This window comes from Aeoliella straminimaris (assembly GCF_024054565.1).
In the GTDB taxonomy this organism is placed as follows: domain Bacteria; phylum Planctomycetota; class Planctomycetia; order Pirellulales; family Lacipirellulaceae; genus Aeoliella; species Aeoliella straminimaris.
On the sequence record NZ_JAMXLR010000020.1, the window covers coordinates 1 to 16,360 of the forward strand.

The following is a 16,360-nucleotide window of genomic DNA, read 5'->3' on the forward strand; positions in this document are numbered from 1 at the left end:
AGTTGCCAAACAGCCGCGCGAACCTACCGCCACACTCCATTGGACCAAACCCCCGGGCGCTTGCTACCGCGATTCTTTTACACCGGCGATTTTCTCCGACTTAGTGCGAAGTCACGTAGCCGGATTCGCAAGAACTCGGATCCGATTACCCACACCTAAGTAGCACCGACAGTCGGTCGGAGACCGCTTTGCAATCATGAAAAACTGTTGCGACCGATTGTCGGTGTCGCTTGCGACAGGAGGGAAACAGAGCCTCCACTGCAAACAACCTCTTGTGCTCCGCACACAGACAACCGGCCGTGGAAAATAGCGTAGGGCGGGTGAAGTGAGCTGGTGGAACATTTCCACAACGCCCAACCACAGCGCCGGCAGAACCACCTATCCTACGGCACTTTCTGATTTATGAACGTGTATTTATGAACGCGAACGGCCAACAGGCCCGGAGGGCCGCGCTGCGAAAGCCCAGGGCGCAGCCCTGGGTGCACAAGCCTAACCTGCTTGTAGCTCCGCAGGAGCGCGACAACCCAAGACGGTATGGAAACTCGCTTGAGCCATGGTAGTTCGTCCCTGCGGGACTTCGGTGGATCAACCCCTTCGATTCCTATCGAAGCGTGCTGCTTCGCAGCGGGTAGAATGGTGCCGTAGGGTGGGTGGTTCCATCGGCGGTGGCCGAGTGAATTGGCGAGGGGGTGTTCCCGTCGATGGGTTCACCCACCGTTCAAAACCACCCTAAACGGTGGGTGAACCTGCCGGTGGAACATCCCTACAATGACCAACCGCAGCGCCGGCAGAACCACCCACCCTACGGCACTAACCAATCACTAGATTTCAAGACTCGACCAACATGGCGTTTATCAAATTGTTGCCGCCCGAAAGCGGTGAGTCGCTTTCAGTCTCCCGGATCATTGAACTGCTGGACGAGGAATTCGAGCTATTCGAATCCGATTCGGAGGCCGGCAGCAATCATGTCGCCGACATGATTGCTGCAACTCTGCGCTTCGATGATAGATTACCCGGCAAGCAAGATCGTCTAGACTGGCTTCGATCAATTCAGGCAGACGCGGTAGTGATTGCGTTCAGCGATGGATCGGGATCAGTAGCGCAGACTTGCGTAATGCCCGACTCAGAGATCTTCTTCGGCACCCCCGATGAAGTCGATGGCCCAGCACGGCCATTGGTAGAACGAGCTGCGCGCGTGCTTTGCTACGAGGTTTTCGAAGGATAACCGTGGAAGTTGAATCGCTTCAGATATCCCAGCTGGGTAGCACCGACAGTCGGTCGGAGCACGCCCGGCCATCATGAAAAGCTGTTTCGACCGATTGGCGGTGTCGCTTGCGACAAGAGGATTGAGAGTATTCAATACCAAGACGAACGCACGTGCTGCCCGCACGGCCAATCGGTCACTATACCTGGTGTTGGCAATGCACCCGACCAGTACTCTGGACATCGATGCAGAAGATATACAAAGTTGGACGTCGCTACTTCGATTCGGCTCTTCAAGGTGACGCCGAATCTCTGCGATCTCTATTTGAGCATCGAGCTCGTCTGTGGAGTGATCCTTCCTACGAGCGGGAGATTCCACCTTCGTGGCTATTCAACGATTTTGCCTGCAAGTTCCAATCGCAACGGGCCTTCCAGTTGGTCCCCGTCGCCGTGGAGATAGCATTGCAGCAGGAAACGGCGTCAGACTTTGAGTGCGGCCTGTGGTTGATTTGGCGACTCGCTGAATGCAGTGGAACTACCGAATTACCGATCTCACTGCAGAAGAAATTACCCGCACTTCAACGAAAACGTGAACTGTACGTTAATTCCGACAGCACAGCATTCGGGGAAATCTTGAGACACTATCGACTACAGCCCGCGGTGTTTGAATTTTTGGAGCCATGGCATCCTTGTAGCGACGCGTGTTTCGAGGATGAATTACGTCGTGAACTATGCGTCGGTCATGTACTGCATGGCCTTGACGCCATAGTCGTTGCGCGGCGACACGATATGGACGACTTCTTGTTCGAACTCTCAGATGGTCGCTTCGCTAACGTCCATCTAACTTGGTCAAGTGAGTCTAACCCAGCTTGGCCAAGCACCGAGATTTACGACTCCCGTCTGGCCATGGAAATTGAGATTCAACGTCAGATTGACGAATGGAAACAGCTTGGACCCGCTGATCAGTAATGGTGGAGTAGTATACTTTCGACAAGCTACTCCTCTGTTCTCTCTGTTTGCTCCTGTTCAAACAGTGTCCACCACTACCAACAACCTCTTGTGCTGCGCACACGGACAACCGGCCGAGGAAAGCCTTACAAGTGGCACAGGTTACTCCGGCCGGCTGTCCGTGCTACCCGACGCGAATGCGGACCTAGTACTCGTTCTTCGCCCCCCGGTCCGAAACCTCCGCGCCCACCGTCTGCTCCGCCACCTGCCGCACTTGCCGGCTGGCGATTTCTTCCTGCAGCTTGGCGATGGCATCCTCGACGCTCATCGCGCCCAGGTCGCCGTCGATGCGGTCGCGGACCGTGACGGTGCCGTTGTCGCGGTCTTTTTCGCCGACTACGAACATGTAGGGGATTAGCTCGAGTTGGGCTTCGCGAATCTTCGCGCCCAGCTTGGCGCCGCGGTAGTCGCCACTCGCTCGCAGGCCCGCGGCGGTGAGCTGCTTTTCGACCTGGCGGCCGTACTCTTCGCTCTTGTCGCTCACCGTGAGCACGCGAACTTGCTCAGGCGCGAGCCACAGTGGGAACGCGCCGGCGAAGTGTTCGATCAACACGCCAATGAACCGTTCCATGCTGCCCAAGGGCGCGCGGTGGATCATCACCGGGCGGTGCTGGGTGTTGTCGGCGCCCGTGTATTCCAGGGCGAAGCGGGCTTCGCTCGGCAGGTTGTAGTCGAGCTGCACGGTGCCGAGTTGCCACTCGCGGCCGATGCAGTCGGTCACCACGAAGTCGATCTTGGGACCGTAGAACGCCGCCTCGCCAGGCTCCGGTTCGCAACCGGGCAGGTTCATTTCGCGGGCGACCTTTTCGATGGCCTTTTCGGCGCGGTCCCATTGCTCGGGACTGCCGACGTATTTGGTACTGTCGGGGTCGCGGAAGCCAAGCCGCGCGCGGTAGTTCTCCATGCCCAGCGATTTGAGCGCCTTCAAGGTGAACTCGATGCAGCCGCGGACCTCGTCCGCCACCTGATCTTCGGTGCAGAAGATGTGGGCGTCGTCCTGCGTGAAGCCGCGGACCCGAGTCATGCCGCTCAGTTCGCCCGACTGCTCGTAACGATACACGGTGCCGAACTCCGCCAGCCGCACCGGCAGGTCGCGGTAGCTGCGGGGCTTCGACTTGTAGATCATGATGTGGTGCGGGCAGTTCATCGGCTTGAGCAGATAACGCTCGTGCTCGTGAGCCCACTTGTTGAGCGCGGCCAGGCGTTCTTCACTGGTCGACTCGAGATCCAACTGACCGTCGAAGCCCATCAGCCGCGCCGCGTCGAGCAGCTTGGCTTCGCCATCGGCGTCGAGCGTGCCTTCCTTCAGCTGGTCCATCCAGAACTCGACCAACCCGCCGGCGTCGTGTTCGCATAGCGGTGCGAATTGCGACTCCTTGTAGTACGGGAAGTGGCCGCTGGTTTCGTATAACTCGACACGACCGACGTGCGGGGTGTAGACCGCCTGGTAGCCACGGCTGCGGAGCTCGTTGCGGATGAACTCTTCGAGCACGCCGCGAATGATCGCCCCTTTGGGAAGCCAGAGGATGAATCCCGAACCGGCAGTGGTGTCGATGTGGAACAGCTCGAGCTGCTTGCCAAGTACGCGGTGATCGCGCTTGCGGGCTTCTTCCAGACGGTGCAGGTGTTCCTCGAGTTCCTTCTTGTCGAAGAACACAGTTCCATAGAGTCGCTGGAGTTGTTCGCGGCTGGCGTCGCCCTTCCAGTAAGCGCCGGCCACGGAGAGCAGCTTGAACGCCTTGCCGACGTGGCTGGTGCTGGGGATGTGCACGCCGCGGCAGAGGTCGACGAACTCGCCCTGGCGGTAGAACGACAAGTGCGACTCGTCGGCCAAACCGGTCTCGATGTGCTCGACCTTGAACTTCTGGCCCATCTCGCCGCACAGCGCGAGCGCTTCGGCGCGGGGTTGATCGAGTCGCTCGAACCGCTCGTTCTCTTTGACGATCTTCTTCATCTCCGCTTCGATCTTGGGGAAGTCTTCCTCGCTGATCGGTTCGGGGCAGGAGATGTCGTAGTAGAACCCCGTGGCGGTGGTCGGGCCGAAGGCCAGCTGCACGCCGTCGAACAGCCGCATCACGGCCTGGGCCATCACGTGGGCGGTGGAGTGCCGCAGGATGCCCAAGGCCTCCGGGTCGCGTTTAGTGAGGATTCGCAGGCTCACCTGGCCCGAATCCGGCAATCGCTTGCTCAAATCGGCAGGTTTGCCATCCACTTCGGCGGCGATGGCGCTTTTCGCCAGGCCGGGACCGATGTCGGTGGCCACATCATAGATGGAAACGGACGATTCGTACTGTTTTTGGGAGCCATCCGGCAGTTGAACGGTGAGCATCGTGCAAGCAAAGGTTGAGGGCGAGAATTGCCGCAATACACAAGCGAATTGGGCCGAAACCCAGCAAACTGCTCAGTATAGGACGGCAGCTTGGTGGTGGCTATCCGACGTCAGGAGTGATTGCAGGCGGGCGAGGTTCGGCTTAGCGGGTGACTGGGCTGGCGTAATCGTTCAAAACATTCACGCGACGCTTGATGGCAAAGCATGCGGTTTCAATCCCTAATTGCCGTTTTTTAGGAAAATTACTTGCGATCCTCAGCCAATTGGCGTTCAATGGAGAAAGCGGGCGGCATCGGAATCTCCCCCTTAACTACTACCATTGCGTCGTAAGACCATTGTTGGCAGTGTTTTAGGTGGAGAAGCAGTTGTGTTGGCACGTATTGGACTTTTCTTGATTGACGGCAGCTTCTGAGGAAGGCATCTCATGAACTGGAGTGTACAAATTCTTGGCTCGATGCTGTTGGCTTTCTGCACCTGGGCACTGGTAGTTCCCACTGCGATGGCCGACGTTTCGCACGATGCTACGAGCCACCTGATCGGCATTGAACACCCCGCGGGGGCGTCCAGCTTGTCGGAACTTACTGCTACCACGCCACTGGAACCGGTTGACGCTGTTCCAGAGGTCGAAACTGCTAACAACATCGCGGAGCCAGGCTCGATCGGTTTGATCGCCATGATGGCTCTGATGGGGGGCGGCGCCTTGATGATGCGTCGCCGACTCGGCTAGTTGTCCCCATTTCGCGGATAAAACGAACTGGATGGGACAATCCAGCACGGGCAGGCCCATTTCAATCATTTGTTGCGGTTCACTTCCCCGAGTACCGCAGCGAAACCGAGGCTCCCGTGTATCCCCAACACGGGAGCCTTCTTTTTTGCGATTTGCGAGCTTCCGCACTCCTTAAATATTGCGTTGGGTACACATCTGCCACCTGCACGCGGTAGAATAGGGCTCTCCCAGTCCACTTTAGGCGGCTGGTCCTACCTTAGAACCTGTCACGTTCAGGAGTCCTTCCCCCATGATGAAGCAATTCACCACCCTTGCCGCGCTATCTTTCTTGGCCTTGTTCGCTGCTCGCCAGGCGGCGGCCCACTGTCAGGTTCCTTGTGGAATCTATGGCGACGAACGCCGTTTTCAGGAGATGCTGGAGGACACCGAGACCATTGCCAAGGCGATCACCTCGATTGACGAACTGGCCGGTACGCACGACGCCAACGGGCACAATCAACTTGCCCGCTGGGTCGCCACCAAGGAGTCGCACGCCTCGAACATCCAGGAGATCATCGGTCAGTACTTCCTCGCGCAGCGCATCAAAGCCGATTCGCCCAAGTACGTTGAACAACTCAAAGCGGCTCACGCCGTGATTGTTGCAGCGATGAAAACCAAGCAAGCCGCCGATCCGGCCACCGCCAAGGCATTGGAGTCTTCCATCCTCGACCTGTACCGTGCGTACGAAGGCAAGGAACCTCAATTCGGACAAGCCGCCGAAGCCGCGATCGCCATTCCCACCAGCACGGCCGTCGACAGCGAGCATGGGCACGAACATGGCGCCCACGAACATGGCGCCCACGAACACGGCGAGCACACTCACGAGCACTAAGAGTTAGCGAGCCTGGTGCTGTAGCTGGTTAGCAAGTCGCCAGGCGCGTACTCCACGGCCAAGCAACTCTGGAAAGAGCCCCGTCCCCCCCGGGCGGGGCTCTTTCCTTGCGCTAGTTGTTCATCGGCGATTGAACAGGCCATGAGGCATCGCCGGGGGCGTATCGCCACTGGCGCGTTGGACGCCCGTGCCCGCCGGGGCTTCGGCCGGTATCAACGAGACCTGCGGCCGCGTCGCCCGAACCGGCATGTTGGCCGAAGCGGGCAGGATGGCTTGCGTCACCGGCAAACGGTGTGATTCGTTCACCCGGCCTGGCCGGCGAATACCCAGCGGCAGCGGTGGCGGCGCATCGCCTCCGAACGACGGTCCAGTGGCCGGCACCTGACTGGAGTCGGGAAACAACCCGGCTGGTGGCTGGCCAAACGGCATACTTGGTTCGCTGGGGCGATCTCCCCCGGCTGGTGGTTGCCCTCCCGCTGGCGGCTGTCCGCCCGCAGGTGGCTGGCCGCCAGGCGCTTCGCCTGCACCATTTCGCATGAAGTCGGGCATCGGCGGATTGAACCCATCGGGTTGCGGAGCAGGCCGCTCCTCGCCATCGAGTTCATCGTCCGTGGGCAATTCGAATCCTGGTCTGTCTTCCGTTGCAGCCGGGCCAGGCGCATTGGCCTCCGGCTCCAGGGCCTCGACCTTGGGCGGAGCCAGTCGGTCTTCGTTGGCGGCCTTCGGCGTATCGGTGGGGCCAATATCGTCCTCCCCGATCTTGGGTTCGCCTGCCTCGTCGCTCCCGCTCAGGCTGGTGCCAGGCCACAACCGCCATTGGGTTTGGCTGTAGCCCCAGGTTTCCCGGCGAGGCGTGCAGGCCCCCTCGGCCGCACAAGGCGGTGGCGTAGGTCGGCCCATTGGTGCGGCCAGCAAGCTGGCAGTCGCCACCCATGGCAGTAGGGCGGCTCCCACAACGCGAAGACGGCGGGTAGTCATCGGTCAAGTTCCTCGATTGATCCAAACACGTTATGCAAGTGGCATTCGGTGGGGAAGAGGGGTCGGTGAACCCTCCCCCAACTCGACGAGTGCCAGTTAGTTCAAGCTACCCAAGCCGAATCGTGCGATTCGGTTGAGCATGGCGGTACCCAGCGACACAAAACCGAAGACTCGTTCGGCCGGCTGCGTGAACCGCGACAGCACACCGTCCAGCTTCCGCATCTTGTCTTCTTCGATGTACAGTCGGTCGCCGGGCAGCAGTTGGTAATTGGTTGCTGTAACGGCGCCGCGAGTAATCGCCTCGTAGTCCACCGGTAGAATCTGCTCGCATCCTGTTCCCGCGGGTGCGGGGCGAGCGATGAAGATTTTCGTCGACGAAAGCTGGCTCAAACCGCCAATCGCGGCAATGGCATCCAGCACGGTGTCGTTACCGGTAATGGGAGCCGTCACCACGTTGTCGCCAAAGCCGGCACCCTGAGTGATGATGTAGTACTTCTTGCTGTTATAGGAGAACACGTCGACGATCACTTCAGGTTCGACCAGGTACTGAGACAGTTTGTCTTCGATACGTGCCTTGGCCTGGTCGAGTGTCAGCCCCGTGACGTAAACCGAACCGTAAGTGCCCAGGTTCACGCGGCCGTCCGGCCCCACCAGGTGCTCGCCTACGATTTGCTGGGCGCCAGCAGACACGGCGAGCGACACCGACACTTCGGCATCGGGATAGATCTGCGCCAGGTGGCGACGGATCGCTTCCTGTGCGTCGTCGATGGTCAGGTTCGCGACTTCGACCCGGCCGTAGCTCGGACCGAGGTCGATTTTGCCCTCCGGATCGACAAAGAACGCATTTTGAATCGGCACGCGGTCGTCCACGTACAGGGCACGCACCAGCAGACCGTCGAACGGCTCGACTACGTGCGGTGGCTTGGGCACAATTTTGACCGCGTTGATCAGCAGGATGTCCGGCGGCTCGATGACGTACGGCGGCAGCGAGACCATGTCCTTCTCGCGGCCCGCAGGATTGACGGCCGGCCCCTCGCTGGGGGTCATTGGCAGCGGCTGGCGAGGCTCCATCATACTGACGCATCCGGTGGTGCCCAGCACCAGTAGAGTGAATGCCGCCAGTAGCGAGCGTTGAATGAGTTGGGTGATGTGCGTCATGGCCCCCATCGCCTATCTGCGAGAAAAGTTGCTTTGTTTAGCGGCTTGTGTTGCTTGGCGTCCCTCCGCGCAAGCCATCCGGCGCGACCGGAATGTTCGGCACATTCGTAATAATCGGTAGAGTCGCCTGCCAACTTTGCTTGCGATTGACAAATTCCGCGCGATCGCCCTTTAGAACCCGCAGCGATAGCACCGCAGGTGCCCCCGCAAGAGCCTGCAGACAGTCCGCTAGCATCCCCCCATCGCCGACCGAAAGTTTCCCGGCGTTGGCGTCTTTTTGCCGAACCGCCGGGGCTATACTTGCGTATTAACGCAGAGACGGTCGTCCGCAGGGAGAAGTACGATTCTTGCGTAGCCATAAGCGACCCAATCGCTACAAGCAGAACGGTGGCAAAAAAAGTCGGCCAGCTTCTGCGGGGGGAGGTTTCCCGTGGCGGTTCGACGGTTGGGCAAGTGGCAAGCGATTGTTCTGCTGTTTCATGAGAAAAACAGCGCTGTCCGGCTGAGTGGCCGGGGCGTGAGACACCTACTACGGCAGTTTGACAGATTTTGGGACCCCGCTTATCTTCGATTTCAGCGTATCGAAGCGGTCGGGCAGAGAGGCCCATGCCCGCTGAAAGAATAGCCCTCTTGGCGAGGAGGCCCAACGCGGCGCGAAATGTCGTCCGTGTGGGGGCCGTAGGGTGGCCGACAGGCGGCTGCATGCCGAGCAAGTGCCACCTACCGGATGGATCTGCCCTCGCCTACACCGCCTTTTCGTCCATTATCCCCTACTGCGCCCAGTCAGCCGATCATCCATGAGTAGCACCCTCGCTCCCCGCCCTGTCTCCTTCGGAACAAGTGGCTCTGCCGCCAGTGGTCCGAGTCTGTCCCCCGGCGAGCAAAAAGCCACATGGATTGCGCTGGTCAGTTCGCTGTTTGTGCTGATGCTCGTCTACTGGAACGAGCTGACCGTTACCAAGGACTACTGGAGCGACGACACCTACTCCCACGGCTGGATTATCCCGTTTTTCGCCATGTTCCTGATGTGGAGCAAGCGTCAACCGCTGGACGGACCGGTCAGCAAGGAAACGGAAAACAAGATCTTGATGGCCATCTTTATCCCAGCCGGTCTGGCGGTGGCCTCCTATCTGTTCCTCGATATTCCCGCCATCACGTGGTCCCTGTACGCAACATCGGTGATGATCGGTCTGGCCTTGGTGTTCCGCTATCACGAATTCGAACCGGTCGAGATGTACGAACGGTGGATCGGGGCCGTGTTGGTTATCGGATCGCTGAGCCTGCGACTCTACGGCACTTACTACGACAAACTCTATTGGGATCGATTCAGCTTGATCCCGGCCATGTTAGGCGTCTTCATGCTGGCGGGTGGATTTCCCATCATCAAGCGGATGTGGGCGTCTATCGCCTTCTTCGCCTTCATGATGCCGCTGCCTTCGAAGGTCGAACACTTCCTGCTGGGCGGTTTGCAGAAGATTGCTGCCGCTGCCAGCACCACCGTGCTCCAGATCCTGGGCGTCGGCGCCTACCGCCAGGGATCGCGAATCAATGTCGACGGCCTGGCCGAGGCACTGGAAGTGATTGGCGCCTGTGCGGGCCTGCGAATGCTCACCATTTTCTGCGCGATGGTTATCGCCATGGTGCTGCTGATCGAGCGGCCCTGGTGGGACAAGCTCATCCTGCTGCTAAGCGCCATTCCGATTGCCCTCGTGACCAACATCATCCGCATTACCGTCACGGCCTTGCTGTATCTGGCTGTAGAGGGATCGCCAAATCAGGAAATGTACCATCAGTGGATTCACGACTATGCCGGTTTCGCGATGATCATCATAGCCGCTGGCATCATGCTATTTGAATACAAGATTCTCTCCTGGCTATTCGTCGAGGAGGGAGATGAAGTGCTCCACACCGCGGGTATGCGAGGTGGAATGCCGATAGGCCGAAACTAACCCTCGAGATGTTGCCCCTGGTCAACATGTGTGGTGTTTCGGCCACAGAAACTCAGCTCGCCGGGGCAGAAGGAACAGCCGTATTTTCCCAGTTTGCCGCCCAAATTTCGACTTCAGCGTCTTGCGATCGCGCCTTGGCGTCGGAGTTGCATATTGCTCAAGACCAAGGCGGACACCATCCGCCCGGCACACGCCTCTACTTGTCTCGGCAGCCATTATCCCTGAGGAGAGTTTAAGCAATGGCTAATCACGATCATTCCCATCCCACCGCTTCGGGCGAGAATCAACCGCTGGTTCCCGCCTCGCATCCAAGTCACGACCCCCACGGTGGTGCCCTGGAAGTTGCTCACCCCTTCGCCAGCCCGACGTTCTCGCGCACGCCGGCCGTGGTGAATGGCAGCATGGACGCTTCGTGGTTTTTCAACTCACTACGACGCCGATGGTTGCTGGCCACCTGCATGGGCCTGCTGGTTGCTACCGGCGTTGGGTTCGCCCTGTTCTACCTGTTCCCCGAATCGGACACGGCCCTGGCCCGCTTCCTGGTCAGTTCGGAAAAGCCAAGCGTCGTTTACAGCGACCTCGACACGGGTGACAGCCACGACTACGAGATTTACAAGGCGACCCAGAAACAAATGGTCCGCAGTAGCAAGGTGCTGAACGTGGCCCTGGACAATCCCGAAATGCAGAAGGTCTCATTCCTTCGCAAAGAGGAAAATCCAACCATCTGGTTGTACGACAACCTGGACGTTCGCTTCGAGGGAAATAGCGAACTGATGCGGGTTTCCTTGACTTTGGACGAGGATCCCGAGGAAATGGAAATCATCATCAAATCGATTTGCGACGCGTACATGGACGAAGTGGTCCGTGCTTCGCGGTTCGAGCGCGTCGAACTGCGCGACTCGCTGAAGAGCACTTATCGGAAACTGATGGACGACATCCGCCAGAAGCGGGAAGAGTACTTGCGTCTGTCGGAAGAGCTTGGCATTGCTGAAGGCCAGTTCGATCCTTCCGTCCGTATGCTGTTCGACGAACTCAGCAACAAGATGAAGCAGAAGAGCCTACTTGAGGAACAGATTCTCGCCACTCAACTCGAATACGATCGTTGGATCGCCTATAAGAAGAATCCCGGTCTGCAAGAACAGCAGATCGACGCCATGGTGGCGGCCAATGAGAACGTTGCCTATCAGGAGCAAGAGATCCTGATGCTGCAAGCTCAGCTCCGCGATGCCGAAAAGCGATCCAGCGGACGTACTACCCGCGAGATGCGTCGCATCCAAAAGGACTTGAACTACGCCCGGCAGAATCTGCAGACCGAAAAGTCTCAGCTCCGTCAGCAGATCAAACAACAAATCGCCAACCAACCCGACCATGAAATCGCCTTGGTTACCGAAGAGATGCAGCGAAAAGTCGGTTACCTTGCCGGTCGCATGCGACAGCTGATGAACGGCCGCGACATTACGCAGGAAGACGGTTCGACCGAACGTGAGTTGGGCATCGACGAGTTGAAAGAAGCCCTGGAGGCCAAGGCTGCTGGTTCCACCGAGTTGACTATCCGTCGCGCCGAGCTCGATCAGCTGGACGACGTGGCTCGCGACCTGTCGCAACGTATTCAAGCGTGGGACATCGAACTCGATCCCGCCTCCATTGAAGATCGTGAACGCGTGCGAGTGGTGGAGTCCGCCTACACGATGCCTGGCATCAATAAGTACCAGCGGTACGCCATTACGGGTCTCGGTAGCGTCGCCACGCTGCTGCTCACCTGCCTGGGGATCGCCTACCTCGAGTTCATGGGTCGCCGACTCAATGGACCCGAGCAAGTGGACGAAGGACTTGGCATCCGTGTTGTCGGTACCCTGCCGGCCCTGAACGCCAAGCGAATGATGAATCCCAAGCACCCGTTGGTTGCTCAACTCACCGAGTCGATCGACAGCGTGCGAACCGCCCTGATGCACGACTCCAACACCAAGCGTCGCCAGGTGGTGCTGGTCACCAGCCCCTCGGCCATGGAAGGTCGCACCACGGTAGCCAGCCAACTGGCCGCCAGTCTGGCCCGTGCTGGTCGTCGCACCCTGCTGATCGATGGCGACCTGCGTCGCCCGGCCTTGCACTCGCTGTTCGACGTACCGCTGGAAGACGGCCTGTGCGAAGTACTGCGAGCCGAAGCCGACGTGGCCGACGTGGTCCGTCCGACGCACGCCGAAGGCCTGTGGCTGATGACCGCTGGTTACTGCGATGCCGATGCCGTGCACGCGATGGCCACGGATCAGATTCAGCCGATCTTCGACAAGCTGCGTGCTGACTACGACTTCGTGATCATCGACGGTGCCCCGGTGCTGGGTCTGAGCGACTCGCTGATGATGGGCCAGCACTGCGATGGAGCCCTGTTGAGCGTGCTGCGGGACTACACCTCGGTGCCCAGCATCTACAAGTCGTCCGAACTGCTGCGTGACGTCGGTGTGCGACTGATCGGTGCGGTGGTCAACGGTGTCTCGGCCCGAGCCGACCGCCGCGTGACCCACCTGCAGATCGCCTCGCCCAAGGCTGCCCGCAAGCAACTGGAAGACCAGCACTCGGACGTGGCGGTCGCCACCAAGCCGGCCACAGAAGTGGACGACCTGGACGACCTCGACTTCTCCGACCTGTCGAACGACGACTAATCGGTCGGACAAGTAACTGAAACTTCTCCTCAGCGGGGTTTCGATTCGGTGGCCTGATCAGCTCCGAAACGAAACCCCGTTTTTTTGTGCGCGTAGTATGGCCGCCTCGGCTGTATCCGAGAAAACACTGATCTCGCACGTAGCCGGATTCGCAAGAATTCGGACGCCTTGGAATCGCGTCTGAATTCTTGCGAATCCAGCTACGCGGGCTCATGTCTCACTCGCTGGCCCGCTCTGCTCTCTCCCTTTGAGCTTGTTCAACCTCGGCGTCCGTGTGGGGCGAAGTTTCGAGAAGGGTGCCACGGTAAGGCTCGTCGCTTTCCCAGTAGGAGTTGATCGTCACCTCGGGAAACCGCTCGCGAAGCGTCTTCACTTCTTCGTTGGTGGCGGTCATGTCTGTTAGAGTCAGCTCTTCGAGCGTGGGCGCTGCCGTCAGCAGTTGCTCTACGTCCTCCACAAGAATCCCATCGCCTCGCAGCCAGAGCGTCTCGAGCTCGAGCTGCCCCAACAGGCTCAAGTCTTGCGGACGAAACACGGCGTCGCCCGCCGCGGCCCATTGTGCCTCGCCGGCCCGCAGGTCTTGCGTGGAGAAACTTCCCAGCTGCAACTCACGCAATCGTGGCAAAGTTTTGAGTTGTTCGATGGCCGACCGAGGAGACGTTTCCGACACACGCAAGACTTTCACAAACTTGAGCTTTGTGAGCTGTTCGACATCGTCGGCCCACGAGTAGTCCCACCGCACAAGGACAAAATCGTGGTGGTAGAACAGTGCTGGCAGGCTCTTATGCCCCACCAGTCGCGTCAGCCATTCAGGTCCCAAGTAGGTGTTGCTCCAACTGAAACTGTTGTGACCGCCATCGCGGCTCACGCCAAAATGGCGCCCCACGCGGTCCTCGATACGGCTCAGGCGGACGTGGTATCCGATGTACCCCAACACGATGCCGCAGATCGTCAAACCGACAATCAAATCGGCCAGTCGGAACTTCAGCAGGCCGCCTCGTCTACGAATCCACCATTCGACAGCAGTCGTCGTAGCTATCAGCAACAGCAGGGCCACGCCGACGTCCAACAACAGCAGACGCCAGTTGATGATGCTCACGTCGACTTGACAGGGCCAATTGTCGCTCTGGAGCCAGTTCGGCAGTTCGCTGGGGGGCTTGGGTGGCCAGGCCGAAGAGAGCGTCCAACTGCGGATGGATGGATCGAACGTACCACGAGCCACACACGGCCAGGGCCACCCATGCGTGTAGAGTGCCTTGACTTCCTCGTCCCCGAAGAGTGCGAGACCCGTCGTCGGGTAGAGTTGATCGCAAAGCTCGCGCTGGGCATCCGTCATCTCTCGCCATGGCCCGGGCAGTTGTTCCTCCCCGGGCACCACGATCAGCACCAGCAGCGCCAAGACCATCACCACCACGCACCACGTGAAGGGGTGGAGTCGTGGGATGCGACAGAGGAAGGAGCGGACGGTTTGCACTTCATTGGTTCTCACGATAGGGAAGAGAATATTCTCCTGCACCTTGCCCGAGAACGCAAACTCACTGCTCGGCGTCTTCGGTACGCACCCGGTCGATCCATTTCAGCAAGAAGTACATCGCCACTCCTGCGCCAAGGGTCACCGCAGTGGCCGCGACGGTGGCTCGGTCGTCCTCCGGTTGGCGCAGGATGGTGAGTACCATCAGCACTAGGGCGGCGGCGACGAACAAGCCCGCGGCCGTTAGTTGCCACCACTGGGGCCGGCGTGCGGGGTCGTCGTGGCGAACCCAAAACAGCGTGGCCACCGCCGCGGCCGCGCAGAGCATCAAGATGAACCCCAGGTACTCGAGTTGTGCCTGCAGCCCCGCGGTCAGCACCACGGCCGATGCCAGCACCGATTGCAGCGTGATGGCCACCCGCGGCGCACGACCGGCAGGTGGCACCGGGATGGGGAACAGCCCGTCGGCCGCCATCTTGGCGTATACACGGGGACCGCTCATCGTCAGTGCGCTGACGCTGGTGGCCAGCGCCGTGCAGATCAGCAGCCGGGTGCAGACCTCGGCCGTGGTGCCGCCCAGCAGTCTCATGGCCACTGCGGCAATGTCGTGCTTGCCGGCCAGTTGGTCGATCGGTCCGGAGTAGACAAACACCGCGTTGAGTGCCAGATAGAGCACGGTAACCAACAGCGTGCCCAGCAACATGCTGCGGGGCAAGGTGCGTTCGACGTCGCGAACCTCTTCGGTGACGTACACCGCCGCGTTGAAGCCTGAATAGGCCAGGTAGACGTAGGTCAGCTGCACCGCGAAGTCGCTCCAGGTGAACGTTGCGGTCGGCGTGGCGGGGAGCGGTTCGCGACTGCCGAGCCACCACCAACCGAGCAGCGCGAGCAGCGACAATCCGGCGACTTTCACCACCACCACAGCGTTCTGTAGCCACGCGCCACCTGCCACGCCGAGCGAATGCTGCAGGACGCAGAGAAAAATAAGCGTGATGGCAATCGTGCCATTTGGTTGCTCGACCCCCAACAACGGCGCCGCGTATTGTTCGAACACACCCGCCGCGAAGGCCAGCGCGCCGGTGAAGCCCGCCAATAGCGATACCCAGCCGGCCAGGAAGCCGGCCAGTGGATGGACGCGCCGCGCCAGATAAACGTATTCGCCTCCCGACTCACGCAGTTGCTGCGCAAGGGCTCCATAACTGATAGCGCCACAGATAGCCACGAAGCCACCGACCACCCAGCACACGAGTACCCACTCGCGCGAACCCAAGGCCCCCATCGAATAGCCGGCGCTGGTAAACACCGCCGCGCCAATCATGCTGGCCACCACCAATGCGGTGGCCGAGGTGAGTCCCAAGGGCTGCGAACGCTTGTCGGTCATGGCTGTCAATCGGATGCAGGTTTGTACCGCTGAAGCTCAGGATGGCTAGTCGGCAATAAAAAAACCCCGAGCATTACGCTCGGGGCTGGAGGTTTCTGGAACGAACGACGCATGGGAGTCAATCCTCTTCGTCGTACTCGTATTCGAAGTCTTCTTCGTCATCATCGTCATACTCCTCATCGGAGTATTCGTATTCCACATCGTCGCCATCTTCGACTTCGACCTCTTCGTCTTCGTACTCGACTTCGTCGACGTCCTCATCGTCATCATCGTCTTCGAGGTCGTCCGCTTCATACTCCTCGTCCTCCTCGTCCTCGTCCTCCTCGGGATCGACGTCTTCGACTTCCTCCCAAGCTTCGTCTTCGTATTCTTCCTCTTCGTACTCTTCTTCTTCGAGAGGTTCGGCCTCTTCCAGGAGATCACCGTCTTCGACGTCCTCGTACTCGTCGTCGTCGTAGACCTCTTCATCGTAGTCGTCGCCGTCTTCGTATTCGTCGTCGTAGCCGTCTTCGAAGTCGTTCTCCAACTCACTTCGAAGCACGCGCACGATGGGGTCGTGCTCCACCAGCGTCGTGGCGAAGGATTGTCGGCTGGGTTGTGTGGGGGTGACGATACTCACGGAGGCTGT

Annotated in this window: 12 protein-coding genes; 6 read left to right on the forward strand and 6 right to left on the reverse strand. The window is 59.5% G+C overall.

Features of this window, described 5'->3' with window-relative positions; translation table 11 throughout:
• Positions 1 to 844 precede the first annotated feature (844 nt).
• Together NG895_RS04350 and NG895_RS04355 are read left to right on the forward strand one after the other, a co-directional pair.
• Positions 845 to 1,225: a hypothetical protein gene (locus NG895_RS04350; protein WP_252851227.1), complete on the forward strand. Its 381-nt coding sequence runs from the start codon at positions 845 to 847 to the stop codon at positions 1,223 to 1,225.
• A gap of 224 nt (positions 1,226 to 1,449) precedes the next feature.
• Entirely contained in the window at positions 1,450 to 2,172 is a 723-nt protein-coding gene (locus NG895_RS04355) for a hypothetical protein (RefSeq protein ID WP_252851228.1), read from the forward strand.
• Positions 2,173 to 2,356: 184 nt separating this feature from the next.
• Here NG895_RS04355 and thrS read toward each other — a convergent pair whose 3' ends face one another.
• The gene (gene thrS, locus NG895_RS04360) at positions 2,357 to 4,540 is read right to left on the reverse strand and encodes a threonine--tRNA ligase (RefSeq protein ID WP_425267202.1); all 2,184 of its coding nucleotides are present in this window, start codon (positions 4,538 to 4,540) and stop codon (positions 2,357 to 2,359) included.
• A gap of 424 nt (positions 4,541 to 4,964) precedes the next feature.
• Between thrS and NG895_RS04365 the strand changes: the two genes are divergently transcribed.
• Both NG895_RS04365 and NG895_RS04370 read left to right on the forward strand, forming a co-directional pair.
• Complete coding sequence (locus tag NG895_RS04365) at positions 4,965 to 5,267, forward strand: hypothetical protein (protein WP_252851230.1); 303 nt, start codon at positions 4,965 to 4,967, stop codon at positions 5,265 to 5,267.
• A 289-nt stretch (positions 5,268 to 5,556) separates the two neighbouring features.
• Positions 5,557 to 6,138 carry a superoxide dismutase [Ni] gene (locus tag NG895_RS04370; protein ID WP_252851231.1) on the forward strand — a complete coding sequence of 194 codons (582 nt, stop codon included), beginning with the start codon at positions 5,557 to 5,559 and terminating at the stop codon, positions 6,136 to 6,138.
• Between the two features lie 120 nt (positions 6,139 to 6,258).
• Here NG895_RS04370 and NG895_RS04375 read toward each other — a convergent pair whose 3' ends face one another.
• The gene (locus NG895_RS04375; RefSeq protein WP_252851232.1) at positions 6,259 to 7,116 is read right to left on the reverse strand and encodes a hypothetical protein; all 858 of its coding nucleotides are present in this window, start codon (positions 7,114 to 7,116) and stop codon (positions 6,259 to 6,261) included.
• A gap of 96 nt (positions 7,117 to 7,212) precedes the next feature.
• Positions 7,213 to 8,274, reverse strand: coding sequence for a polysaccharide biosynthesis/export family protein (locus NG895_RS04380; protein WP_252851233.1), 1,062 nt, complete (start codon positions 8,272 to 8,274; stop codon positions 7,213 to 7,215).
• 797 nt (positions 8,275 to 9,071) lie between these two features.
• On the opposite strand from NG895_RS04380, the gene NG895_RS04385 reads away from it, so the two are divergent.
• Together NG895_RS04385 and NG895_RS04390 are read left to right on the forward strand one after the other, a co-directional pair.
• Positions 9,072 to 10,223, forward strand: coding sequence for an exosortase/archaeosortase family protein (locus NG895_RS04385; protein ID WP_252851234.1), 1,152 nt, complete (start codon positions 9,072 to 9,074; stop codon positions 10,221 to 10,223).
• A gap of 239 nt (positions 10,224 to 10,462) precedes the next feature.
• A complete protein-coding gene (locus NG895_RS04390; protein WP_252851235.1) occupies positions 10,463 to 12,880 on the forward strand; it encodes an exopolysaccharide transport family protein in 2,418 nt (805 codons plus the stop codon).
• A 217-nt stretch (positions 12,881 to 13,097) separates the two neighbouring features.
• Here NG895_RS04390 and NG895_RS04395 read toward each other — a convergent pair whose 3' ends face one another.
• From NG895_RS04395 to NG895_RS04405, 3 genes are all read right to left on the reverse strand, one after another.
• Complete coding sequence (locus tag NG895_RS04395) at positions 13,098 to 14,369, reverse strand: hypothetical protein (protein ID WP_252851236.1); 1,272 nt, start codon at positions 14,367 to 14,369, stop codon at positions 13,098 to 13,100.
• A gap of 46 nt (positions 14,370 to 14,415) precedes the next feature.
• Positions 14,416 to 15,732: an APC family permease gene (locus tag NG895_RS04400; RefSeq protein ID WP_252851237.1), complete on the reverse strand. Its 1,317-nt coding sequence runs from the start codon at positions 15,730 to 15,732 to the stop codon at positions 14,416 to 14,418.
• 118 nt (positions 15,733 to 15,850) lie between these two features.
• Positions 15,851 to 16,351: a hypothetical protein gene (locus NG895_RS04405; RefSeq protein WP_252851238.1), complete on the reverse strand. Its 501-nt coding sequence runs from the start codon at positions 16,349 to 16,351 to the stop codon at positions 15,851 to 15,853.
• Positions 16,352 to 16,360: the final 9 nt, after the last annotated feature.